The organism is Bacillus multifaciens (assembly GCF_030756675.1).
Lineage (GTDB): Bacteria > Bacillota > Bacilli > Bacillales > Bacillaceae_G > Bacillus_A > Bacillus_A multifaciens.
The window spans coordinates 1-24,528 of record NZ_JAVBXD010000053.1 but is presented as its reverse complement, the minus strand read 5'-3'; the positions used below and the strand labels follow the sequence as shown (position 1 = coordinate 24,528).

At 34.5% G+C, this 24,528-nt stretch carries 29 protein-coding genes and 3 pseudogenes; 9 read left to right on the top strand and 23 right to left on the bottom strand.

All coding sequences use genetic code 11. The features are described 5' to 3' along the window. Nucleotides 1-124: 124 nt before the first annotated feature. A complete protein-coding gene (locus Q9306_RS22450; protein ID WP_306202519.1) occupies nucleotides 125-310 on the bottom strand; it encodes a Fur-regulated basic protein FbpA in 186 nt (61 codons plus the stop codon). 199 nt (nucleotides 311-509) lie between these two features. Further along, nucleotides 510-1,271 carry a hypothetical protein gene (locus tag Q9306_RS22445; protein WP_306202517.1) on the bottom strand — a complete coding sequence of 254 codons (762 nt, stop codon included), beginning with the start codon at nucleotides 1,269-1,271 and terminating at the stop codon, nucleotides 510-512. A gap of 291 nt (nucleotides 1,272-1,562) precedes the next feature. Here Q9306_RS22445 and Q9306_RS22440 point away from each other — a divergent pair, with 291 nt between their 5' ends. From Q9306_RS22440 to Q9306_RS22430, 3 genes are read left to right on the top strand one after another with little or no spacing between them, the layout of a single operon-like run. Then, complete coding sequence (locus Q9306_RS22440; RefSeq protein ID WP_371932427.1) at nucleotides 1,563-1,970, top strand: MarR family winged helix-turn-helix transcriptional regulator; 408 nt, start codon at nucleotides 1,563-1,565, stop codon at nucleotides 1,968-1,970. Then, the gene (locus Q9306_RS22435) at nucleotides 1,954-2,283 is read left to right on the top strand and encodes a DUF3147 family protein (protein WP_306202515.1); all 330 of its coding nucleotides are present in this window, start codon (nucleotides 1,954-1,956) and stop codon (nucleotides 2,281-2,283) included. Before Q9306_RS22440 ends, Q9306_RS22435 begins: the two co-directional genes overlap by 17 nt. Nucleotides 2,284-2,294: 11 nt before the next feature. Beyond that, nucleotides 2,295-3,188 (top strand): alpha/beta hydrolase, encoded by an 894-nt coding sequence (locus Q9306_RS22430; RefSeq protein WP_306202513.1) that lies wholly within the window; start codon nucleotides 2,295-2,297, stop codon nucleotides 3,186-3,188. Nucleotides 3,189-3,229: 41 nt separating this feature from the next. Here the strand turns inward: Q9306_RS22430 and Q9306_RS22425 are convergent, their stop codons facing one another. The 4 genes from Q9306_RS22425 to Q9306_RS22410 form a co-directional block, all read right to left on the bottom strand. Continuing rightward, a complete protein-coding gene (locus Q9306_RS22425) occupies nucleotides 3,230-3,619 on the bottom strand; it encodes a hypothetical protein (RefSeq protein WP_020060554.1) in 390 nt (129 codons plus the stop codon). Nucleotides 3,620-3,709: 90 nt separating this feature from the next. Further along, nucleotides 3,710-4,282, bottom strand: a complete 573-nt coding sequence (locus tag Q9306_RS22420) for a histidine phosphatase family protein (protein ID WP_306202511.1) — start codon at nucleotides 4,280-4,282, stop codon at nucleotides 3,710-3,712. Nucleotides 4,283-4,464: 182 nt separating this feature from the next. Beyond that, a complete protein-coding gene (locus Q9306_RS22415) occupies nucleotides 4,465-4,626 on the bottom strand; it encodes a peptidase (protein WP_306202508.1) in 162 nt (53 codons plus the stop codon). A 97-nt stretch (nucleotides 4,627-4,723) separates the two neighbouring features. Then, nucleotides 4,724-5,998, bottom strand: coding sequence for an MFS transporter (locus Q9306_RS22410; protein ID WP_306202505.1), 1,275 nt, complete (start codon nucleotides 5,996-5,998; stop codon nucleotides 4,724-4,726). 116 nt (nucleotides 5,999-6,114) lie between these two features. Here Q9306_RS22410 and Q9306_RS22405 point away from each other — a divergent pair, with 116 nt between their 5' ends. From Q9306_RS22405 to Q9306_RS22395, 3 genes and pseudogenes are all read left to right on the top strand, one after another. Next, nucleotides 6,115-7,329 (top strand): helix-turn-helix domain-containing protein, encoded by a 1,215-nt coding sequence (locus Q9306_RS22405; protein ID WP_306202503.1) that lies wholly within the window; start codon nucleotides 6,115-6,117, stop codon nucleotides 7,327-7,329. A gap of 106 nt (nucleotides 7,330-7,435) precedes the next feature. After that, entirely contained in the window at nucleotides 7,436-7,615 is a 180-nt protein-coding gene (locus Q9306_RS22400; RefSeq protein WP_090912300.1) for an H-type small acid-soluble spore protein, read from the top strand. A 414-nt stretch (nucleotides 7,616-8,029) separates the two neighbouring features. Beyond that, nucleotides 8,030-8,163, top strand: a pseudogene (locus Q9306_RS22395) (antibiotic biosynthesis monooxygenase family protein); the annotation flags it as partial. A 194-nt stretch (nucleotides 8,164-8,357) separates the two neighbouring features. Here the strand turns inward: Q9306_RS22395 and Q9306_RS22390 are convergent. Continuing rightward, nucleotides 8,358-9,473, bottom strand: coding sequence for an RNA-guided endonuclease InsQ/TnpB family protein (locus Q9306_RS22390; protein ID WP_306202521.1), 1,116 nt, complete (start codon nucleotides 9,471-9,473; stop codon nucleotides 8,358-8,360). A gap of 227 nt (nucleotides 9,474-9,700) precedes the next feature. On the opposite strand from Q9306_RS22390, the gene Q9306_RS22385 reads away from it, so the two are divergent. Then, nucleotides 9,701-10,297, top strand: coding sequence for a dienelactone hydrolase family protein (locus Q9306_RS22385; protein ID WP_306202500.1), 597 nt, complete (start codon nucleotides 9,701-9,703; stop codon nucleotides 10,295-10,297). A gap of 3 nt (nucleotides 10,298-10,300) precedes the next feature. On the opposite strand, the gene Q9306_RS22380 is transcribed toward Q9306_RS22385, so the two are convergent. The 16 genes and pseudogenes from Q9306_RS22380 to Q9306_RS22305 all read right to left on the bottom strand — a co-directional run bounded on the left by Q9306_RS22380 (nucleotide 10,301) and on the right by Q9306_RS22305 (nucleotide 21,685). Beyond that, nucleotides 10,301-10,711, bottom strand: coding sequence for a DUF5367 family protein (locus tag Q9306_RS22380; protein WP_306202498.1), 411 nt, complete (start codon nucleotides 10,709-10,711; stop codon nucleotides 10,301-10,303). A gap of 219 nt (nucleotides 10,712-10,930) precedes the next feature. Further along, nucleotides 10,931-11,110, bottom strand: coding sequence for a DUF3951 domain-containing protein (locus Q9306_RS22375; protein ID WP_306202496.1), 180 nt, complete (start codon nucleotides 11,108-11,110; stop codon nucleotides 10,931-10,933). Between the two features lie 117 nt (nucleotides 11,111-11,227). Next, nucleotides 11,228-11,425: pseudogene (locus Q9306_RS22370) on the bottom strand (AzlD domain-containing protein); the annotation flags it as partial. Beyond that, the gene (locus Q9306_RS22365; protein WP_306202494.1) at nucleotides 11,364-11,540 is read right to left on the bottom strand and encodes a hypothetical protein; all 177 of its coding nucleotides are present in this window, start codon (nucleotides 11,538-11,540) and stop codon (nucleotides 11,364-11,366) included. The gene Q9306_RS22365 and the pseudogene Q9306_RS22370, both read right to left, overlap by 62 nt. 339 nt (nucleotides 11,541-11,879) lie before the next feature. Next, on the bottom strand, nucleotides 11,880-12,653 hold the full coding sequence (locus tag Q9306_RS22360; RefSeq protein ID WP_306202492.1) for a flagellar hook-basal body complex protein: 774 nt from the start codon (nucleotides 12,651-12,653) through the stop codon (nucleotides 11,880-11,882). A gap of 46 nt (nucleotides 12,654-12,699) precedes the next feature. Continuing rightward, nucleotides 12,700-13,971 carry a flagellar biosynthesis protein FlhF gene (gene flhF / locus Q9306_RS22355; protein WP_306202490.1) on the bottom strand — a complete coding sequence of 424 codons (1,272 nt, stop codon included), beginning with the start codon at nucleotides 13,969-13,971 and terminating at the stop codon, nucleotides 12,700-12,702. Nucleotides 13,972-13,988: 17 nt separating this feature from the next. Beyond that, complete coding sequence (locus Q9306_RS22350; RefSeq protein ID WP_306202488.1) at nucleotides 13,989-16,055, bottom strand: flagellar biosynthesis protein FlhA; 2,067 nt, start codon at nucleotides 16,053-16,055, stop codon at nucleotides 13,989-13,991. A gap of 23 nt (nucleotides 16,056-16,078) precedes the next feature. Then, nucleotides 16,079-17,125 carry a flagellar type III secretion system protein FlhB gene (flhB, locus tag Q9306_RS22345; RefSeq protein WP_306202486.1) on the bottom strand — a complete coding sequence of 349 codons (1,047 nt, stop codon included), beginning with the start codon at nucleotides 17,123-17,125 and terminating at the stop codon, nucleotides 16,079-16,081. A gap of 10 nt (nucleotides 17,126-17,135) precedes the next feature. Continuing rightward, nucleotides 17,136-17,897 (bottom strand): flagellar biosynthetic protein FliR, encoded by a 762-nt coding sequence (locus Q9306_RS22340; RefSeq protein WP_306202484.1) that lies wholly within the window; start codon nucleotides 17,895-17,897, stop codon nucleotides 17,136-17,138. A 16-nt stretch (nucleotides 17,898-17,913) separates the two neighbouring features. Continuing rightward, nucleotides 17,914-18,189: a flagellar biosynthetic protein FliQ gene (locus Q9306_RS22335; protein ID WP_306202482.1), complete on the bottom strand. Its 276-nt coding sequence runs from the start codon at nucleotides 18,187-18,189 to the stop codon at nucleotides 17,914-17,916. Nucleotides 18,190-18,242: 53 nt separating this feature from the next. After that, entirely contained in the window at nucleotides 18,243-19,001 is a 759-nt protein-coding gene (locus Q9306_RS22330) for a flagellar type III secretion system pore protein FliP (protein ID WP_306202480.1), read from the bottom strand. Next, complete coding sequence (locus Q9306_RS22325; protein ID WP_306202478.1) at nucleotides 18,998-19,321, bottom strand: flagellar motor switch protein FliN; 324 nt, start codon at nucleotides 19,319-19,321, stop codon at nucleotides 18,998-19,000. Before Q9306_RS22325 ends, Q9306_RS22330 begins: the two co-directional genes overlap by 4 nt. Before the next feature lie 12 nt (nucleotides 19,322-19,333). Continuing rightward, nucleotides 19,334-19,681, bottom strand: coding sequence for a FliM/FliN family flagellar motor switch protein (locus Q9306_RS22320; protein WP_306202476.1), 348 nt, complete (start codon nucleotides 19,679-19,681; stop codon nucleotides 19,334-19,336). A gap of 17 nt (nucleotides 19,682-19,698) precedes the next feature. After that, nucleotides 19,699-20,685, bottom strand: a complete 987-nt coding sequence (gene fliM, locus Q9306_RS22315; RefSeq protein ID WP_306202474.1) for a flagellar motor switch protein FliM — start codon at nucleotides 20,683-20,685, stop codon at nucleotides 19,699-19,701. 14 nt (nucleotides 20,686-20,699) lie between these two features. Next, the gene (locus tag Q9306_RS22310; protein WP_306202472.1) at nucleotides 20,700-20,924 is read right to left on the bottom strand and encodes a flagellar motor switch protein FliN; all 225 of its coding nucleotides are present in this window, start codon (nucleotides 20,922-20,924) and stop codon (nucleotides 20,700-20,702) included. Nucleotides 20,925-20,977: 53 nt separating this feature from the next. After that, nucleotides 20,978-21,685: a lytic transglycosylase domain-containing protein gene (locus tag Q9306_RS22305; protein WP_306202470.1), complete on the bottom strand. Its 708-nt coding sequence runs from the start codon at nucleotides 21,683-21,685 to the stop codon at nucleotides 20,978-20,980. A gap of 557 nt (nucleotides 21,686-22,242) precedes the next feature. On the opposite strand from Q9306_RS22305, the pseudogene Q9306_RS22300 reads away from it, so the two are divergent. Next, nucleotides 22,243-23,269 (top strand): annotated as a pseudogene (locus Q9306_RS22300) (IS4 family transposase); the annotation flags it as partial. Nucleotides 23,270-23,897: 628 nt separating this feature from the next. After that, the coding region (locus Q9306_RS22295) for a flagellin N-terminal helical domain-containing protein (protein ID WP_306202468.1) at nucleotides 23,898-24,528 on the top strand (631 nt) is incomplete at its 3' end.

Genomic DNA, 24,528 nt, shown 5'->3' with positions numbered 1-24,528 from the left:
CTTTTTGCGTGTTTCACACACAAAAAGAAGATCTAGATGTATTATTAAAAAGCTAAATTGTGCCCTGAATCAAATTATTTTCACAGAAAAGAAAGAGGTTTTTATGTGTTTTTTCAACTTATATTTATATAGTATATAGAGAGGCTTGCACTCCTTCATATTTTAAAAGATCCTCATATTCTTTTTCCAATTCATCTAAAGTTAATTCGTACAACTGCTTATTTAATACTTTATATATCCCTACGTCAATTAATTTCTCAATCAATAGTTTCTTCCTTTTCTCTACAGCATAACGAAGCCCATAACTCATTCTTTTTCCAAACTCCTTTCGACAATATACTGCACGAACGTTTTGTGGCCACATTATATATATGTATGATGGTAAATAAAAAAGATTCATATTTTATTTTGAGCACTAACATATCATTAACAATCTAAGCGTAAAAAAACGCAGAAGAATGTATTTTCTTCTACGTTTTGTAAATGACCTATCTTTTATCCAATTTGCTTTAATCATTCTCAATTGGACAATTTACATCCACGGTCCAACCTATAATTGCAGCACTTTTTGGTTCTCTCCAAACATTTATCTTTTCTATTATAGATTCAGCATTAAGCAACGATTGGTTTAAGAACTGCTCATCTTTAAAAATTCGTTCGCCACATGCAATAATTCCATTTGTTACTACCACAAGATGATTGGTTCCTTTCTGTAATTCACGAACACCAGATGTAAAACAAGGCGTTGCTGCTGCAAAAACATTTCGCCTACCAATTCGCTCATAAAACTGCTGTTCATTTAAACGGCCCTGTTTGCATTGCCCTGACTCTGGTTGAAATAAATAAAGGAAGCATTCTCCTACTGACAACCAATACACAAACTTGTCTTTCCGAAGACAAATGAGACAATCTGTTGTTCCTTGCACCTTCTCACTTTCTTCAACAAATGTTTCATCTGTAAATAGTGATAATAAATACATATGCGTATGATGAAAAACTAAATGATTGGGGTATGAAAATAATTGTAGTAATTTCTCTTTTCTTTCACAAATTATATCTATAATAAATTTTGCTCTTTCAATTGTATGCTCTGCATCAAAAATCATTGCAAATTCCCATGTTCCTTGTGGATCACACCAAGCCAGTACAGCTTCTTCATTTGTATTCCCGCCATATAATCCGATAGAAAGAGGACCGAGCTTTTCAACATGAATTTCATTTAAATACGCTTTCTCATTACCAATCCATTTAAAGGTATGTACAGCCTTCATCCCCATCCCTCGTTTCATTGTGATTATAAGATAAGCTTATATTATCTACTAAAAAAAAGATACTTTTTCAAAGAAAAATTTTACATCTCAAACTATATATATCCACTTTGATTTTTTAACATCTAAGTCACTGCCGTGCAGAACAAAACATGACCGCTTCTCTACATGGCTAAATGCTCTTGCCTATCTAAAAAGAAAAGGGTTTTTAAGTCATTTTTTCAATTTGTATTTATATATATCTTTACAAACGATTATGTCGTATTGTACGATATAAAAAAAGGAGTTGTAATTATGCTAATCAATAAACATTGGGAAACAATTTATTTTTATCTGCGTTATGAATATGAAGAAAATTTAACTCACCAAGCCATTCGTATTTTACAAATGATTTCTCGACAAGAAGCACAAACCATTAGTACGATCGCAGCAAAACTTCAACTCTCACATAACACAGCTTCTGAGCATATTAAACGATTAATTCAAAAAGAGTTTGTTATAAAAGAACGTAGTCAACAAGATGAACGAGTTGTAATTGTAAAACTAACAGAAAAAGGGCAGCAGGCATTAGCTTCACACACACTGCTCGATGAGGCGAAACTAAAACAAATCGAACAGAAATTATCTGAAGAAGAAAAAAAACTAATTCAATCTGCATTCGAATTATTAGCAAAGGAGGCATACGATGTCTTTTCTCATTAAAGTAATCGTCTCTGCACTTATTATTGGGGGTGTTACGGAGATTGCCAAGCACTTTAGTACACTTGGCGGCTTCATTGCTGCACTTCCGTTAATTAGCTTGCTCAGTTTATTCTGGATTTCTGTTGAAGGAGGTTCTCGGGAAAAATTAAGTGATTTTGCACTTGGCGTGTTATATGGGTTTCCTGCATCGGCCTTGTTATTATTCATCGTTTATTTAGGGCTTCGCAACTCATTTTCACTTAGCACTTCTATTCTATTCGGTATAGGAGTATGGGGAATAGTATTAGCTTGTCAAAGACTTTTTCAAACTTAAGGAGGCGTTTTTTGATTACACATGTAGATGTTTTCGGAAAAAAAGTTGAAGTACGAATTACAGGACAAGGTAAACAAACTGTTGTCATTCAAACTGGTATGTTTTGCTCCTTTTATAATTGGATTAAAGTTGCAAATGAACTGTCTCCATACTACAAAGTTATTTTGTTTCATCGACCTGGATATGGGACTAGTGAATTACATGAAAAAGAACGGACAACCGAGCAAACCGCGTTTGAATTACGAGAATTGTTACATGTTTTACACATTCAAGAACCGATTATTTTAGTTGGACATTCTTATGGCGGTTTATGCGCACAACATTTTACGATGCTCTATCCTGAACACGTTTCTACACTTGTTCTCGTAGATTCAACATCTATGAATCTGCACCGCTTAGATGAACTCGACTTACCTACATTAGATGAGACAGATTCAGATGAAAAATGGATTGAAAAATGTTTATACTATGCCGATTTAAACACTGCTCAATTACATCAAGAAGTATTACCAAAACTAACAACCGCACAAACGACATTACCGATTGAAATACAAAAGCTATTGCTAACTTTTTCAATCTCTCCAGCCCTTTATAAAGCCGTTTCTTCAGAAATCATTCATTGGAAAGATTGTGCTCAAAAGATGAAGAGTATGCAACTATTCCCTAACATACCATTAATAATTATTGGAAGAGATGCCCATCATTCTATTCAACAAGCTATTCAAGATGGTATTCCTTCTGAAGAAGCAGTAGTCTTAGAAACTGCATGGCAAGAACTGATTCATGAACAAACTACACTTTCAAAACAAAGCCAACTTGTTGTTGCTGCTAAATCAGGACACTCCATTGAGGTAGATCGACCTGATATTCTAATAGAAGAAATAAAAAAGCTACATAACTTGTAAAAAGAAGAGGAAAGCAATATACCACTGCTTTCCTCTTCTTTTTATTCAAAGTCTTCTTCTAACTCTTCTACATCATAAAACAAGTTTCCAGTACTTACATGAATAGGGCCGTTTGCGACATCAACGCGTAATACCCACGCCCATGGCACAGATAACCTTTCATGCAATGCCCGCCAGAAAGCCATAGACTTTCTTTCATATTCTTCAAATTCTTCTAGCATCTCTTTATAGGAGGCACCGTCTAATTGAATATTCGCTTCCATTAAACGTGAAAAGGCATAATGCTTTAGTTCTAGTTCTGCAGCAATTTCCATTTCTTCAGGTGTTGCCATACCAATAATCGTTCCGTCAGGTGGTAAAATCTCATACACATTATGAACTTCTACAACTTCTCCTGGCATGGATGAAAATCGATTGTTTTTCTCGAACATATAAACAGCCTCCTTTTATTAACAGCTTTTTGTATTCCAGCGATTTATTTCTATAACCGCTGTTTCATCTCCTGCCCTTTTCGGCAATCTTTATACATTCTTTACAAAGTCTTCTTTCCAAAGTTGATCCGCTTGAACAAACTGATTGTCTACAAATGTCAGTTTATATATATCAGGCATTTGTAATCCCTTCCAAAATAAAAAATCATATTTGGAATCGAAATAATTCATAATTAGAACCATTATATTTCCATGCGTTCCGATAACTATATTTTTTCCTTTATATTTCTCCAAAATTTTCATGATACAAGAAACCCCGCGCTCCTGAGCAATAACATTCGATTCTCCACCTTCTAAATGAAACGAAGGATCTTCCCATACTTTTGTAATAGCTTGCTCAAAATCTTGAACAGGCTGCAAACTTAGTAAACGCTCTCTTATATCTTCCTCTAACCCAATTGATAATTGAAAATGTTTAGCAACCCCTTCTACCGTTTGAATGGCTCTCTTATATGGACTAGCAATGACAACATCTATCGGTTCATTTTTCAATACTTCTGTCACTCTTTCTGCATCTTGCCAACCTTTCTCAGATAACGGTCTTTCCCTCTCATCAGGTGTATATGTAGAATGCGCATGCCGTACAAAATAAATAGTAGTCATTCCCTTATCCCCTTTTACTTTATTTATCATTTTTTATCTGTATTTATCTAAGTTTAATAATTAATTAATATCATACTTTACTTAGCAAAAAGCATGGTGTTTTATTCAAACACCATGCCTCTTTTGTTTACATAATAAAATTATGTAATTAATAATACTACAAATAATAGATTTTATAAATATTATTTCCCGTGATGTAACATGAAATCACTTACTTCTTCTTCAATATGGTTTAGCTTTGCAATCCCTTTTTTCCATTTCCGAATATAACGTGTTACACCTATAGTGAAAGAAACAAAAAGAGAAGAAAGAATAACTCCATATACAACACTAACCGTATTCATTACGACACTTCCTTGTAATTGGATTATGCTACTAGTATACTCCTTTTTTTCTCCAAATGTAGGAAGTTCATATTTTTGTAACAATGACTGCTAATTTTTATGACATAGATACTCCCTCTTGTTGCTTTATTTCCTTCCATTGCTTCGTTCCAAAGAATACAACAACAAACAGTCCAAACGTAGATATTAATATTACAGTGGATGCTGGTATATAGTCTAAAAGCACTCCATACAAAAGTGTTCCAAGAGGGACAATTGCAGTTGCAATCGTTTCAATTAATCCGAATACACGTCCTAAATATTCTGGTGCCGTCGTTTTTTGGACAAATACTTGCAATGGAACGTTAATCGTAATGAGATTCACCCCAAAAAGGATCATAAGGGTAATATAATATATGAAAATCATTGTTTTAGATAATGGAAGAAACATTGGTAATGCAATACAAAACAATAATCCTGCTAACATGAAAAGATTCCTGCGAATTGTCCGAAACTTATTTGTTGCTTCCGCTCGAATCGATAAAATAATAGAAGCAATTAGCATCCCAACCGCAAACATTCCTTCAATGACTCCAAATTGCTGAGAGGAAAGTGATAATTTTTGAACGATTATATATGGTAGTGAAACGTTAACTGCACAAAAAAAGAAATTCAGCCAAAATGAAAGTTTTACCATCGAAAATATATCACTTTGCTCTTTCACATATATAAAACCCTCTTTTATACTCGTTAAAAAATGACCTTTCCCTTCTTTTTTATTTGCTTTATACAAATCAAAGACCATAAATACTTCTACCATCGCCGCTAAAGCAAATGTAATACCATTTAGTAAGAAAAAGAACTTTATAGAAAATAAGCCGTATACAAGACCACCAATAACCGGTCCTAAAATGGTTGAGAGCGATGTAGCTGTTTGGTTTAATGAATTTGCTTTTTGGATACGTGTTGTATCAACTAGAGATGGAATTGAAGATGTTAAAGCAATAGAGAAAAAACTTGCACATATTGATAACAGTGCTGCGGAGACATAGATGAAAATCAATGATAGTCCAAATGAATTTGAAAGTAAAAACATGGTGAACATAATAAGAGCGCTTAATATATCTGCTCCAACAGCAAGCTTCTTTCGGTTAATTCGGTCTGCTGCTGCTCCGGCAATTGGTCCGCAAATTAAACGTGGAACGGAACCACAAACAAGTGTAATGGCAAATCCCATGCCAGATCCTGTCGTTTTTAAAACGTATAATCCCATTGCAAACGTATAAATATTTGCCCCAAGCATTGATGATAATTTCCCAATCATCATCAAAACAATATTTCGCGTCGCAATTTTTAATCGTGTATCATCTCGATTTTCTAATACACCCTCCATACAATCATTCTCCCCTTAAAAGTTAAATTGTGTTAAACTTATTATATAATTAATTTTCAGAATTTGACAATAAAAAGTTTAATTATATTTAACTTTTATATAAAAGGAGGAGTTCCATGACTACTCTCGGAGAAAAAATTCGGACATTACGAAAAGAAAAGAAACTTACTCAATCTGAACTTGCTGGGACAGAATTAACAAAAAGCATGCTCAGTCAAATTGAAAATGGTAAGGCAACTCCTTCTATGAAAACATTGCATTATCTTGCTGACAAACTCGGCTGCGATGCAAGCTTTTTATTAGAGGAAGACGCGAATGAACTTGCTGCTCTTGTACAAAAGATGGAACAATATATACAAGATATGCGTTTTAAAGATGTATACGAAACCCTTCATCCTATTGTGCACGATGTATTGCCTTCTACATTAAACGTTGCACGGTTATATAAACAATATGCAAAAGTAGCAACTTATACGGGAAACTACGATGTACATATATATATCGAAAAAGCAATCATCATTTTTGAAAAGTACGCTTTATATCGGGAAAGTACAGAAACAAAGCTTATCTCCTACTACTCATTGTTTCGACATAAAAAATATAATGAGTGCCTACAATTGATTCATTCTATTCGTGACGAATATAAAGAAAAACTTTTAGAAATCGATTTAATCATGCAAATTGAGCTTTATTTTTATGAAGCTGTTATTTTATTAGCCCTTGGGAATTATGAGGGATGTAAAGATACCCTTTTACAAACACTTAATTTTTCTAAAAAAAATCAAGTGTACTATAAAATGGATCAATTTTATCGTATTTTATCTTTTCAAGCTATATTGGTTAAAGATATAGAAGGGTATTTACACAATTTAGAGAAATCAAAGCAATTTGCTATCTTTACAGAAAATAATTTGTCATTAACCACCCTCCATCTGTTACAAGCTTATTTTCATAACACGATCACGAAACAATATAAAGTAGCGCTTTCTCACACTGAAACATACGGAAAAGAGCTATTAACTAATCTAGAATCCGGAAAAAACGGCTTTTATTATCTTGAAAAAGGAAAAGCATTATATGGTTTAGAGCGTTATCACGAAGCTTTACAAGCTCTGCAACAAGTAACAATTCCTGATTATACGCATCATCCAATAGACCAAGCGTTACTGACTACAGCAGGCTCTTTTCGTGCATTATGCTATATGCACCTAGAAGATAAAGAACAAGCACTGTATGAAGCAAAACAAGCACACATTGCAATGCAAGATTATCATGCTCCAATTTTCTCTTCTTTCACTGAAGAAACATTACAAATGATTCAAAAACTTTAAACTCTCTACTAATTGGTATATTATTCCTTGTTTTAAGGGAAAATAACAGTACAAGAAAACTTCCTTCTTGATGATTTACCAATCGGATATAGAGAGGAGTTTGAAAATGAACATTCAAAGAGCAAAAGAAATTTCAGAATCAATGGAACAAACAAATGTAACATTTCAAGGCATGTCTGTTATGATTCAACATGTCGATGAAACAAATGAAACTGCACGCATATACGAGGCAACAAACCCAAATCGTGAACTCACCGTTCCCATTAATAGCTTAGAGGAAATATAAAAACTCCCACTTCATTTTATTTTGAAGTGGGAGTTCTTATGTAAGCCATAAACACATAAGCGAGAAGACCCTTATATATCCAATTTAAAAACTTACCTAAAAACCCTTTTCTTTTTAGGTGGGCGAGAGCGTCTGGCCATGCGTAGAAGCGGTCAGGTCCTTTTTCTACCACATGCAAGGTTTAAGAAAGCAGATAGCGGCCATGGCGTATTCTGCAAAGCAGTGACTTATAAAGAAAAGCAGAGCCTAGGAGGCAGGGCTAGGAAAAGTTGTCGAAAAATTAAACGTCTTTTTATTGTTTACTATTACATTCATTACGATAAATGAAATTTCTGTTTGCTTTTAAAAAATGACACACTATTCAGATTTCGTGATAAACTAAAAAGAAAAAATTTATAGTAAGGAGGAAGCACAATGAACAAGGCCCCATACTATGCTGTCATTTTCACCTCTCAACTATCATCTGCTACGATTACGAAATCGTAGCAGATGAAATGGTAAAGCTAGCCGCCAAGCAACCTGGTTTTATCGATGTTGAAAGCGTCCGTAGTCAACAACCCGCCACTTAACACCCTTACGGGTCGTTTGAAGTGGGGGCTTGCGTCTGTCGGAGTTCGACAGTGCTTCTATCCTCATAGAGAGCAACTACGCTTATTCCTACCCAGTAGTGCGAACGAGCAACGCTCTCCTACCTTAGTGTGGTGGAACATAGGGACGGTTGACTTCGCCCTTACTACAAGAGCTATACTCCTGTAGTAACTACACCAATATGTTCAATCCCTTTACGGTGTAGATTCATAGCACCAATACGGTCATCATTTGACGTGTATTGGCAGTTTTTACAACAGAATGTGTGTAATTTCTTATTACGGTTTGTTTTCTTGATATGCCCACATTTAGGGCAGGTTTGAGAAGTATATTTTGGGTCTACGACAATTACCTTCTGTCCGTTCATTTCCGCTTTATATTCCAACATCTGACGGAACTGGTAGAAAGCCCAAGAAACAGAAACATAGCGGTCTTTCACTCGTACTTTTTCAGTTGCGGAACGAACACCTGTTAAGTCCTCTAAAACAAACATAGTACCTCTAGGGTATTTATCAACGAGTGCCTTTGTAATTTGATGGTTTACGTCAGTTACATAACGGTTTTCTCTTGAAGCAATTTGTTTTAGTTTTTTACGAGCAGACGGTGTTTGTCGCATTTGCAACTGTTTACGAGTAGCTTTAAACTTACCATGCTTATGCTTAACAACATTTCCGTTGTAGAAAGTAGTTTTACCCTGACTATCATAAGTAGTAGCAAGAAAGTTGATTCCTAAATCAATACCGACAATATTGTTTACATCTACGTAATCTAATTCAGAAAATTCTTTTGTCATTGGAATGTGTAAGAACCATTTTTTATGTTTGTGTACGAGTTTAGCAGTACCAAACTTCCAAGTATTGTTAAAGTATTTTTTCATAGCCTTGCGTTCATAATTCAATCTAAGACGACCATCAAGTGTATTTACACTAAATTGGCTCTGAGTTAATGAGTAGTCACGATTCCAAACAAGGTCATATTCTGGAAGTTTAAATTCAATTAAAGACCATTCATGTCCATTTGATTTAGCTGACTTGTATCGAGCAATCACTGTTTTCATAACAGATTGAGCCATTTGACTTTTTAGTCCAAACCGATTTCGTAAGTTAAAATAATACAAGTTATTCAAGTTTACTTGATTTAGATTTTTTGTTTCAAAGATATGTTTTGATAACCAATTACAAGCCTTACGATAAGCGTTAGTTGTTATCTTTAGGCTTTCATCTTGATTGCCAGAAACATAGATTTGTATTTTCGCAGTAATTGTAGATATTATCCTCACCACCTTTCACTAAATATATTATAACGAAATTTTAGTAAAAATAAATAACCTAAATAGGAGGAAGGAGGAGGCAAGGTGGAAGTTTCAGATACTTAATATGGTACAAAATCTTACGATTTTTAACGTACCATACCGTATCTGACGGCAATTCCTCCCCCACTTATCGTTGGGCTACGCCCTGCACACGATTGAAGTAGGGGTATCCTTGCCGATTTTAGATGAAAAAGAAAACTGCTCTTCTTCTTCTACATGAAATATACGGAATCAACCAACATATGAAGCATGTCATTTGTACATTTTCATCTTCTACTATAGACGTGGTTTGTCCAAATTTATTATATCGCTCTACTTCTTTTCATTACGATGAGGAATCAGAAGCATATTTATATTTTATGAAAAACGTTGGATTTCAACAGGGAAAACAACAAATTGAAGATATGCTCACTGAACTACGAAATAACTATACGTATGTAGGAGTTCTCGGATTTAGCGTTGGTGCAACAATTGCTTGGTTATGTAGTGAAGATTCTAGAATTGATTTTGTAATTGGATGCTATGGTTCACGTATTCGTGATTACACAAATATTGTACCGAAATGCCCGGCGTTTTTATTATTCCCAGCAAACGAAACTAGTTTTTCAGTTTCTGCTTTGATTGAAAGTTTACAAAGTAAAGGTCATCCATTTTTAAAAATAAAACAACTTAACGGAGAACATGGCTTTCTTGATCCATTTTCTACAGCGTACAACGCGGAAACTGCGAGCCAAGGGTATGAGATGATACACTCTTTTCTTCAAAACATAATAGAGAAGTAGGACCTACTTCTCTATTATGTTTAAATCTCTTCTTTCAATCCAAATAGGAAGCAATAAATAAAGAACGTATGCAAGAAGCAGCCAAACTACAAATGATAGGATTTGCTGTGATGACAGTGCTGAGAAGATATAAGAGGAATAATATATAATAAATATATCTAGAAATAATCCAATTGACGTCCCGAAAATCCCCAACTTGATTACGGAATACCGTGATGGGTCTAATCTTTTATATAGCAACATAATGCCATATAACATAATTGCTGTTCCAATCTCCAAAAGAATTAACCTGGTGATAAACATTGAAGATGTAATACTTACTAATACAAACTTACCAAATAAGAAAAAAAATGCTGATGCTCCTATCCAAATACTAACAGAAAACAGTATTGTTAAAGAGAATTTTTCTTTCAATCCACTTTCTTCCCTTCTGTAAGTTTTTGAATAAGTATAAATACCTGTTCATATACTTCACTTGCTGAAAATGATGGGGAAAATAATGCTTACAATGCTAAACCATCAATTAAAGCGTTGCATTCGAACATAAATAAACCGCTACGCCCATATTCTTGTGAAATTAATTCTAGACGTAGCGGTTTTCCCTATGTTTTCTGAAGTTCATATATCTTCTATTTATTTCTTATTATCTGCATTTCTTTCTTTATCTACATGCGATTGTGCAGTAATTGAATCAAACGGTGTATAGTAAATTTGAGGTGTCACTTTTTGAACAAGCATTCTATATGTTGTAAGCCCAATAATAAAAAATAACAACATTGTAAACGCAACAACAGCAATTGTTAAAATGAACATGGCATCCTCCCTCAGTAATCGTTATACTACAAAGTTCGATACAATTTGAGATACTCCTTTTTCTAAACTATGAAACTTACATTATGAAATATTTTCTCTAGCCAATTCTTGTTCTAATCATGAAATTGAAAGAAATAAGCGTAACAAAAACACCACAATAACTCCAGTTAATACAGCTCCAAGCAAACTCCGTGTAAAAATCGCAACAAGAAACGTCGGAATAGCTGCTACTATATAATCTACTTTCACCGTTTCATGCATAAATAAAGTTTGCGCTAACAATGCAGCTAATATTGCAATTGGAATATGCCCCAGCTGGGCAATCTAGTATTTTCTTATTTTGTATGTCCTTATCTTGTAATTGAAACATATCACAGTACTCTTCAAACGTACGACCAATAAATACAACTCTTTCAATGTCTAATTCCATTTCCCCCACTCTCCTCTTCCTTATTTTAACGTAACTACTCAGCTATACCTTTTAGAAATTTAGAAAAGGGTATGATTCTAGTGGAGGTGTGTCTCTCTATTACTTATAAATTCATTTTTGGACATATAGACTGCTGTCATGCAAACCGGGCAGGAGCCTGCACTGATTGGCTACTTTTGTTTTCAAACCTTGCACGTGGCAGGAAAAGGACCTGACCCCTCTTATGCATCGCCAGTCCCTCTCGCCCATTTAAAAAAATGCTTTTCTGTCCTTTTTTCATAAAGTAACTGCGTAGTTACATTTTAACATAAAAAAGAAATGCCCTTTGGGGGCATTTCTTTATCTTAATAATTCATTCGATTCTTTATCATACACTTTATCAAATGTTGTCATCACACGTTGTGATGATTGAACCATCCTTTGATTTGTCATAACATCTACCAATTCTTTCGCCATATCAACGTTAGAGTTTTCTAACATGTAGTTGCGAACAACTGACGTTCCATTTGGTAAATCAGCGATGTTCGTTCCATCTATTGTAAAGCTTTTATCTTCATGTTTTACAAGACGCGCTTTCAAATTAGCATCAACTGACTTTGTTTGTAAACGTCCAATAGTTCGGCGCGTTTCTTCATTATAAAGAATTCCATCTGCTTTCACAGAAAGTTTCGCACCTTCTGGAATACGAATACGATTATTATTACTATCCAATACATATGCACCAGATGTTGTTTGTAAGTAGCGATCTGCATTTACAGTAAAATGACCATCTTTTGTCATAAACGTTTCATTATTTTTTGAAACGACAAAGAAAGAAGCCGCACCTGTATTTCCATCTTCTAAAGCAAAATCAGTAGCACTATTGGTAATTTGTACTGGACCTTGAGTTAAATTTACATGTGTGGCAGCTGGTACAACTGCATAATCAACTGTTCCAATTGCAGTTTCACTTCTATTTACTTGACGGTACGTTTCATGTGTATCAAAAACTCTTGATGTCATTTGATCTGCTTTAAATCCTACTGTTTGGGCATTAGCGATGTTATTTGCATGCACATTTATGTGCTGCATATAGTTCATCATCCCCATAGAACCAACATATAAACCATTCATACTGTAATGAATAAGGCAAAAACCTTATTCTTCACCTCACTCTCTATTATGATATATATAACATTTGTTTTGCTAAATGTTCAGCTGTTGCAATATGCAAGTGTTGTGTAACATTTTGTCCATCTGTTGTAAGGACAATTGGTGCAGATGAAACAGCCGGAATCTTTAGTAGCTCACCACTACTTGCTGTTTCATCAAATTTCGTAAATATAAACCCATCGATACGCACATCTTTGAAGTTTGTAATAATCTCGACCATATCTTTACTTTTCATTGAAGCTGATAACGTTAAGCAAATATAATCTGGTTGAACTTGTTTCATTATTTCAACCATACTTTGTACAGAGTCTAACGTACGATAATTTCTACCAGCTGTATCGATTAAAATATAGTCGACTGGTGCTTCCTCTTTAAAATAGGAAAGTGCTTGCGATATTCCTGCTGCATCACGCACTGCCAAAACTTCTGCCCCAATTACTTTTACATTCTCTTGCAGTTGCTGAACCGTTCCAACCCGTGAATGATCTGTTGTAATAAATCCAACCGTTTTATTTTGCTCATATAACTGCCAAGCAATCTTTGCAAGTGTTGTCGTCTTTCCAACACCTGTCGGTCCGATTAACGCAATCGTTTGTACTTCCTTCTCAAACACATTTTCTGTATGAAAATATTCACTCATATCTTCAAAAATAAACTGCAACACTTCTTCTTCTGTAATCAACGAAGTGTGTTCAAACTTTGCTCGCAGTTTCTTTTCATATACTGCTAAGAAATGTTCTTCCACTTCATTTTGCTCAAGTGTACGCAGTACTTTTTTTATAATAAACGGCACCGATGTACCTTGCTCAGTTTCTTGTACTGCTCGATTTGCAACATGAGTAGTTACCTCTACTTTTTCTTCTTGTTTTTCTACAGTTTTCATTACAACAAGTCCCTTGTTAAACACTTGTAGTAATTTTTGCTTCTTCTCCACCCACTCTTCACTTTGAGCAAATGGCTTTGGCTTATACGGAATATTATGCGTTTTATTCTCAAGGTCATGTAAAATCGATTGTATCTTCTGCATCTGAATCGTCTCTTGTGATTGTTCTTCTTTTACTTCTGTAGTAACTTGTTCTTGTTTTTCTTCATTTTTTTCAGGAAATTTCACAATCATTTCATATTGCTTTTTCCAAAAGAACGGCATCTTTCGCTTTGCTGTTTCAGCTACAACATAGTAATAGTCATTTCCGTGCTCTTCAAAAAGTTTATGATACAATTCGTTTTTAGAATACGCTTGAATTCGCTTCATGCTTTCATTCTTTGCTGCACTTTCCATATTCTCTCACCTCTGCCTTACTCAATATATGCAATTTGGTCTACCGTAATTTCAGGTGCCAATTCACTTATGCATAGTACCTTCGCTTCTATTTGATAACGGTCAAGTAACCTTACGATACCGAAGCGGAAATCTTTACGACGGGTTAATAAAACTGGATCTCGTCCCATTAAACGAGACTGTTTAAAAATGTTTTGAATTTGATCAATAACACGTGTTTCTTGCTCTAAATCCCAGTTCAATAGATATCCTTGATACGAGTTATTTACGACGTCAGCATCAAGTTCAATTGCATCTGAAAATAGGGCTGCATAAATTTTCCCATCATAGTTTTTCGCATGTTCACAAATTACTTTTGAAATACATTCCCGTACAAAAGCAGTAACACCGTCTGCCTGATTTTGATAAATCTCTTTTCCGTCAATAATACCTTCCATAATGGTTGGTAAATCTCGAATGGAAATACCTTCTTTTAACAGTTGCTTCACGACATTCTGGATAAGAGATAAATCGATTTCCTTCTTCTTAATTTCTTCCAATAATACGCCATGATCGTTTTCTAAAGATTGAATCAAATCTTTTACATGCTGACGTTGCAGCAGCTCATGCACATTACGACGAATCACTACATCTAAATGCGTAATTAAAATACTTAGCGGTTCTAATACTTGATAGCCTTTCATTTGTGCATCTTGGACAACATGCTCTAAAATCCAGTAACCATCTTCTCCAAAGATTGGATCTTTTGCTGGTTCAGCATCTAAATCAGCCATAACATTTGGTGTTTTCAGTGCTAATAAATAACCTGATTTTAAAACACCTTCTGCTACCTTTGCTCCTTTAATACGAATCACATACCGCCCGCGTGGTCTGAAGCTCGTATTATCTTTGAAGTTAATTCCAGGGACATTAATACCTAAATCTGTAATAATTGATTTTCGCATTAATACAACTTTATCTCGCGCTGTTTCCCCGTTAATCTTTTGTTTCACAAGTGCCGCTAAATCAAGACCAAGTTCAACAATAATTGGATATTTATCCGTAAAGACACCAAATGAATCTTCTACTTTCTTCATTTGATCTTCATCACTTTGAATCATCTCTAATTCTTTTTGCAGCTCTTCTTCTTTTTCTTTCTTCAAACGCTGCTTATTGGTGTATCCTAAGAAAATAATTCCCCCGCCCACAATTAGGAACGGGATAAGTGGTAGCGGTGAAAATACACCCATTGCAATAAATAAGCCTCCAAGTGCATATACAACAACGTCATGGGCCATTAACTCTTTATAAATACCTTCGTTCACCGTATCGTCTGAACCATCAAATACACGTGTAACAATAATCCCTGTCGAAATAGCTAATAATAGCGAACCAATTTGGTTCACGATTCCATCGCCAATTGTTAATTTTGTAAAATGATAGGCAGCTTCTTGGAATCCCATTCCTTGCTGCATCATCCCAACAATTAAACCAAAAATAATATTCACGAATAAGATAACGATACTAAATATAACGTCGCCTTTTACAAATTTCCCGGCACCGTCCATTGCACCGTAAAACTCTGTTTCCATATTTAATTTCTTACGCTTGTCCTTTGCTTCTGTGTCTGTAATAATGCGCTGATTTAAATCCGCATCAATTGACATCTGTTTCCCTGGCAAAGAATCAAGTGTAAAACGTGCCGCAACTTCTGCTGTACGAGAAGAACCATTCGCAACAATAAATTGGAAGATAATCAGTACGATAAAAATAACAATACCAATTAATAAGTTTCCGCCAATAACAAACTGACCGAATTCTTCAATAACATGACCAGCATTCCCATTCGTTAAAATGGCCCGCGTCGTCGAAACGTTAATCGAAACACGGAAAATCCCAATTAACAACAATAACGTTGGGAATGACTTTAACTCATCCCACTCTTTAATACTTGTTGCTCGCATATATACGAGCACTGCCATCCCAAGTAAAAAGACGATAATGACATCAAGTATAAATGGCGGCAATGGAATTAAAAGTGCTACAATAAACGACACTGCTAAAAAGATAGAAAAATAAGTTTTAGCTGAATCTATCTTAAACAAACAAAATCTCCTCCAAACGCGCCCTATACTTCAATTTGTTTCGTTTGAATTAAATAGCGCATAACTTCAATAACAGCAACATATAAATCTTCGGGAATCGTTTCATTTTCCTCAACTTGATAATATAACGAACGTGCTAGTGGACGATTTTCCACCATTGGTATATCTTGTTCACGCGCTAACGTTCGCATAAATAATGCCAGCTCCTCTTCACCTTTTGCTACAACAATCGGTGCTGCATCAACTAGCTTATTGTAACGAAGAGCAACAGAAATGTGAGTTGGGTTATTCACAATAAAGGTTGCACCGTCCATCTTTTTTGCAATCGCTCCCTGCAAAATCGCATGCATAAAGCTTTTCCGCTTTCCTTTTACTTCTGGATCTCCCTCGTTATCTTTATGCTCTTTTTTCACTTCTTCTTTTTTCATTTTTAAATCTTGTGCATGCTCCCATTTCTGATAAATGAAATCAATAATAGAAACAACAACAAGAATAATCAAAATGGCTAAAAATATATATTTGATTTGCTTCATAATTTCAACAAGTGACGCACTCCAATTAAACCCAATCATGCTCACAAGTTTTTCTAAATTCCGCTTAACTATGACATATGCGACATAGCCAAGAAGAATCATATAAAATAAAGACTTCAAAATATCAACGATACTTCTTCTACTAAACAATCTCGTAAAATAGCTTTTCGGATTAATACGAGATGCTTTCGGTTTAATAATTTTTGCTGAAAATAAAAAACGTACTTGTATCATATAATTCATCATATGAAACGCATAAACGAGCACAAGAATAGGTATTGATATTTTTAATAGAAGCATACCCATTAAATAGAAGTACTCGGTTGTATCAGCTTTTTTTCCAATTTGATCAAATAGCACTGCAACAGAATTGGCAATATCATACCCCAAACGATTACCGAAAAAATAAATAACTGTTGCTAAAACAAGCACCGAAAACAAGTTATTTAAATCTTTACTCTTGGCAATGTTCCCTTCTTCGCGTGCTTTTTTAATCTTCTGCGGGGTGGCTTTTTCTGTTTTATTATCTTTTGCCATAACCGTCCCTCTATTTCGTTAACAAAAAGTCAAATAGTTTCGTATATTCATCGAGTAATTCGCTTGTCAAATTTTTAAACACATATCCAAACATCGGTACACTCATTGCAATAAATAAAATGCCGCACGTAATTTTTAAAACGTATGCATTCGCAAAAATATTAAGTTGCGGTGCATTTTTTGCAATTAAAATTAATACGAAGTTTATAATGAATAAACAGCCCATAAGCGGAAGTGCAATTTCTACTGCAGACGTAATTGCAAATAATAACGTTGCTAATAAACTATCTAAAAAACTCCTCGTTAATAGTTGTGAAATTGCTTCCGTATATTGAAACGACTTCAAAATTGTCGCAATAAAATAATCCATTCCGCCAAGAGCAACAAAAATAATCGTAAAGAATATATCAAACATTGTCGAAATCAATGTGGACTGCGAACCAGCATTCACATCAAACAAACTCGCTTGCGATAAACCTATATCAAAATCTAAAATATGTCCCGCCATTTTGGGAATGTTCCATAAAAACTCGACAATTTTTGAAAGTGTTAATCCAATTACAATTTGTGTACCCGCATAACCGACAATATCCCAGATCGTCTCAATATGAGAAATATTCACTTTGTCAGCGACTGTAACCGATAATCCGAGCCCAAATGTAATTTTCACCATTGCTGGCATGGATCGTCCTGAAAAAAAAGGCAAAAAATACAAAAATGACGTAATACGGCAAAACGCAAAAAACGTTGCAACCCATAAATCCATATTCATTTTCCGTCACCCTTTTTCAATACGAACGCAGCAACGTCGGAATTTTGTCAAATAAATCTAAAATTAATGTTGTAATTTCTTGAAACATCCATGGACCAAGTATGATAATAACAAGAACAATACTTGCCATCTTAGGTAAAAACGTAAGCGTCTGTTCTTGTATTTGCATCATTGCCATTAATACCGCAAGAATGATAACAACAATCATACTTACTCCCGCAATCGGAAGTAAAACTTCAAAGCCTTTATAAAAAAAAGTTTGAAATATTTCTGTTATTGGTGATATATTCATGCAAATATGACTCCTATCACGTATTGTACAAACAAATCTTCTCTAATCGGCTCTTAAGCAACCGTTTTAAACATAATATCGACGATTTTTGTATATCCACCTAAATATACAAAAACGAGTATTTTAAATGGTAAACTTAAAATCATCGGCGGCACCATCATCATACCGAGATACATTAGTAATGTACTAACGATTAAATCAATAAAAACAAACGCTAAATAAATGAACATCCCTGTTAATAAGCCTTTTTGAATTTGAGTCAATGTAAAAGACGGAACGAGAGTAAATAAAGAAATATCCTTCACATCTTTTGGCAACTCTTCATTTCGAACTTTTAACATCATTTTCAAATCATGTTTATACGTATGCTTTGCCATATAATCTTTCATAATTGGTTCTGTCTTCGCTGCCGCTTGACTCACTGTAATCTTATCTTTCGTCATCGGATCCCAGACATCGCTTTTTAAATGTCCAAGAACAGGCTGCATCGTAAATAACGATAAAAACAGAGCTAATCCAACCAGCACCTGGTTAGGTGGTAAATTCATAACACCGAGTCCTTGACGTGTAATCCCAAGAACAATCATAAAATATGTAAAGTGCGTAAACAAAAGCACAATAGATGAAGATAGCGATAATAGCGTTACAAGTAGAAAAAGTTGTACACTCGAATTATTCGTAAACTCTTTTCCATTTTCAAAATGAATAAATCCATTTGGTTCTGCGTACGCTGCATTTGCAAAAATAATGCAAAAAACAATAGAAAATGCAAAAATAACACTAATAGAAGATCTAATTTTTTTTATTTTCATGATGCATCCTCTACTTTTTTCTGCTGAATTTTTTCCTCTTTTATTGCCTCTTCTAATACTTTATGAAACTGATTTCCTGACAACTGGATGGAATGACTGCCGTTATTACCTATAACAGTAAATACTTGCTTACCATCTACTTCAAATAAGAATGCACTCGTTTGATGGTTGACATACAAGCCATCTTTCACTTGAATCAAACCATTTTCCCCTTGCTTATAAAACTGATGTTTTCTCGTCTTTTTCATCATATAATAGGCACCATACCCGAGAGCACCAAATAATAATACAACTTGCACTAAGGTTGTCATATAGCTCATATGACACCTCCTCTATTCATTCTCATTCGCCGCAGCTAATATCGCTTTTTTCTTATCGGCTTGAATTTCAGAAATGATAATTCCAAAATTTCCATCCATCACAATTGCTTCGCCAATTCCCACTTTTTCATCACTTAAATATACATCGACTTTATGCCCTAAGTTTTTTTCTACCTCTAAAATATCACCAACCTTCAGTCTTTTCACGTCAGCTAGTGTTACACTTTTCTTGCCAAGTCGCACGCCAAGTTCAATAGAAATATCTGAAACTGTTTCAATATGAGCTTTTGATTGCTCATTATACTCTTTTACAACTTCATCTAAATCTACTAACATAACAGAAGATACTTCATGCTTCATATCCTACTCTCCCTCTCTTACTCTACAAAGCTTTTAAATAAAAATGCTTTACGCTGCCCATCTTTTCCGATAAAACAATTAAACTTATGTTTCCCATCAACATACCCACGTAATTGATCTGTTACTTTTGTATGTAATGGGATAATATCGCCTTCCTCAAACTGCTCTAGGTTGCCGATTGTCATCTTCTCTTCACCAATCGCGATATGTATCGGTTTACGAACTTTTTGCACTTCTGTTTCCACTTCTGTAGAATATGTTTTTCGTTTATCAGAAGAGTGTTCAACAATATTCTCTGACGTTAACTTATCCATAATCTCTTCAACAGATAAAAACGGAATGCCTAATCGTACTGTTGTATTCCAATAATCCGTTTTCATATCCACATTTAACAGCGAAATAATATCACTTGCCGTTGTAATTTTAAGAACATTTGGATCTGTTTCTGTTGCCACAAGGTGCGGTTGTATATCAATTATACTTTCAAACGATCGTTTCAAATTATCACAAAGAATAGAAAATACATTATCCAATGTTATAAATTCAAACGATGTTAACGGTCTGCGAAGTGTAAAATCACGTTTCGGTTCTCCGCCAAGCCAACACTCATGGATATAAATGATGAAAGCTAAATCCATTTCAATAACAATCTCACCAAGGTTTGGTAAACCTAGATCAACAACACAATATAAATAATAATCTTTCGGCATTTTCTCTACATACTCACTCGTAAATGGAACTTGCTCCACTGTCGATGGATCAAGCTCCATTGGAATACGTATTCGGGCTGCAAGCGCTTGAGCCGTCTGTTTTCCAAAGTTCGTCGCAATCGTTTGTAAACTCCGCAAATGCTCTACACCGAATTTTTCTGGTCTATTAAAATCATATTCTTGAAACTTTTCTTTTTTCTCTGCTTCTTGTGCAAAATCTGGCATTTCTGCCCCATCATTCATCGCCTTTAACAGCGCGTCAATTTGCTCTTGACTTAATTTATCACCGCTCATGAAAATCCCCTTTCTTATTTCTTCAACTCGACAACTTCAACATACATTCTTCCGCTTTTTGTCAAAATTTTGCCGGTTCCAATCTCTTCATTTTCTAACATAATACGCACTGTATTTTTCTTGGAATGTTCAAGGCGATACAATGTTCCTTTTGTAATGTGAAGCAGATCATCAATTTTCTTTTTTGTCTTTCCAATTTCAAAATGAATTGTTAATGGAATATCATCATGTAATTTCATTTCTAGCAACTCCCATATCGTGTTTACAAAATTTCTATTTTATATAAGAAACTTTACTTGGAAACATCAACGTTTAATATTTTTTTAATATATTTTTCTGTTTCTTGAAACGGTGGTACCCCCCCATACTTTTTCACATTTCCTGGTCCTGCATTATAAGCTGCAAGTGCCAATACGAGATCCCCATTATATTTTTTTAAATATCCCGTTAATTCCTTCACACCACCTTCGATGCTTTCAGCAGGTGAAAATGGATTTTTCACACCCTGTTCCTTCACATTATCTGGCATAAGCTGCATTAACCCCATTGCGCCTGCTGAAGAGACTGTGTTTGGATTATAATCTGATTCTACTTCGATCATTTTCTGAATTAACGTTTTTGGAATACCATATGTATTACTTGCCTTTTGAATAATATCCGCATACTTTCCTTCATTCTTAGATCGTATGTTTTGAATATTATATTTTTGGGTTAACTCCCACGTATCCATATCCGTGTTTGTTACATCAGAAAAACGACGTGAAAACTCCTGCTGAGCAACTTGCAAAGGTTCCGCATTTTTCACATCCATCTCAGTTGCTACATTTCGACTCTCTCTTACTTGAGAAAGCTTCTTATCCATCTTCACTTCCTTTGCAGTTTCATTTTGAAGTGCTACTCCAAATGAACTACTCATAAAAGCTTTTGGACTACTTAGCTTTTTCTCTAGCTGTCCTTTTCTATAAGAAAGAACTTCTTTCACCACATTTCCAATTATCATAATATCACCTTTTTATTAAATAGAGATAACTTAATATTAGAGTTTTTTATAAAACTTTGCAATAATCTTAAAAAAAAATACGGATAATTAATAAGATTAACTTATTTTTTTACAAAAATAGGTAGTGGGTGGATATATTTTACACTTATTTATAAATACAAATTGAAAACACATCTAAAAAAACTTACTTTTTAGATCGATGAGAGCATCTGGCTATGTATAGGAGCGGTCAGGGCCTTTTTCTGCCACATGCCAGGTTTAAAACAAAAGGAGAAAGCGAGTGTAGATCATATTGTATTGTGCATAACAGCGACTTATATATAAAAACTTCAAATAACTTTTTTATATAGTATGTAATTCAAATAAGATTATATTATAGAAATAAAAATAAATTACATATATTTCTATTTCTATTTCACTAGTGTTGCATTAAAACATTCCAATTTCCGAAAATACCCAAAAGATTCAATGATTTTATTTTGTGCATAGAAAAAGTCCTTTATAATGAATAAAGCCAGGTGGTAACCTGTCCAAATCCAATAAAAAGGACCAAACTCATGGACAAGATTACACGAAAAACTTCATTTGGGCAATGGTTTTCACCAATAAATCTTTCATTAATTTGAAAAAAACGTGAAAACAATGAAATTAGACCGCTATACGAAAAAATTAACGACAGATTCGTTTCTTAAATTACTACTTTTTACGCAACTACATGAAACGGAAAGTTTGCACGCACTGAGCGATTGTTTATTTGATGACCAACTTCAGAGTGGAACACAGTTAGATTTGATTAGTGTTTCACAGTTATCACGCTGATTAAGCAGAATGAATCCTGATGTATTTCAACAGTTATTTCTGGATTTAGTCACTCAAATTCATCAAAAAACGAGTTATTCAAAAATGAATATGCCTTTAAAGATTATTGATTCGAGCACGTTACCGCTCAATTTAACACATCATAAATGGGCGGAATTTAGGAAAACGAAAGCTGGTGTGAAGCTCTACTTACGCCTTGTGTTCATGGAAAAAGGCGAGTCATATCCAGAAAAAGCTGTGATCACAAATGCGAAGGAACATGATCGTGGTCAGCTTGAAGTGATGGTAGACGACAAATCATGCATGTACGTGTTTGATCGTGGTTACTTGGATTACGAACGGTTTGATCGCATGACAGATGACGACTATTTCTTCCTTTCTAGACTACGAAAAAATGCGGTGATACGAGAGATTTGTGACTTTAAAATACCAAAAGATTCCTCCGTATTATCGGATCAAATGATACTTATCGGTACGCCACAAAAACGGGTGGAAAACTATTTCCGCTTACTGAAAGTCGTAGATTCAAAAGGGAATATGCTTCATTTATTGACGAACCGTTTCGATTTAGACCCCGAAGAAATCTCAAATATGTACAAATCACGGTGGGCAATTGAGTTGTTTTTCAAATGGATCAAACAACATTTACACATTAAAAAGTTCTACGGTCACAGTAAATGGGCGATTCATAATCAAGTATTCATTGCGCTCATCGTTTATTGCCTTCATGTTCTCGCACAGCTTAAAACGAAGAGTAAACGCAAAATCCAAGGAAAAGTTGTACCGTAACAAGAGAAATGTCGATGTCACTCTAGTCTAATTGTAAATAAAAACCAAATTGATAGATCCACCTTTATCGGGATGTCTCCTTTTTTGCTTTTGAACCGTGGAGATTAACAATTCGAATTTTCAATCTCTATTCATGCAACACTAGTGTTTCTATAATAAACATTTTTTCGAAGCACATAAATGAAATAACGAAAACACATGTTTCAAAACATTAAGCCTGAAGATTTTGTAAACGTACAAAACAACATTTACGGTTTATTCTGCATAGCACTGAAATGTTGAAAAATCAAATTGGATTTATACAATTTTTCTCCTATATTAACTTAGGAAATCCACTCTTTTTCATTTTTTTATTAATCCCACCACTTACATTACACAAAAATATGGGGAGTTGTTCATCCTTTATTTTCTCAAAATCCTTGATATATAAAGGATAAATCGTTTCCAATCACTATGAGTGTTATATTTTTATATTTATTTATCAAGATAAAGTGTTGACGTATTACAAAATACAGATTACAATAAGTTTGTGATTGATTCGCATATCCTAATTAAAGGATTTATAGATCAATTAAAAAATAAAAAAATTTGGGGGTTCTTAATTATGAGAATTAATACTAACATCAACAGTATGCGTACGCAAGAGTACATGCGTCAAAGTCAAGAGAAAATGAACACTGCTATGAACCGTTTATCAAGCGGTAAACGTATTAACAGTGCAGCTGACGATGCAGCTGGTTTAGCAATCGCTACTCGTATGCGTGCTCGTGAAAGCGGTCTAGCAAAAGCTACTCAAAATACACAAGACGGTATGTCTTTAATCCGTACTGCTGAATCTGCTTTAGGTTCTATCTCTAACATCTTAACTCGTATGCGTGATCTTGCTGTTCAATCTGCAAACGGTGTAAACAACGCTGACAACCAAAAAGCTCTAGACAATGAGTTTAAATCTCTACAAGATCAAATCGATTACGTTGCTGATAATACTGAATTCAACGGTAAAAAATTATTAAATGCTGACGGCCAAAATATCGCTATCGAAACACTTGATAGTGACCAAGCTGCTCAACAAATCACAGTTAAATTAGATCAATCTAATGCAGAGAAATTACTCGTTAAAAAAGATACAGTTAAAATCGATGCTACAGATGAAGCTTTAAAAGCTGTTAAGGCTGTTGATGATGCTCTAGCAAAAGTTGCTGAAAAACGTGCAGGACTTGGTGCTACATTAAACC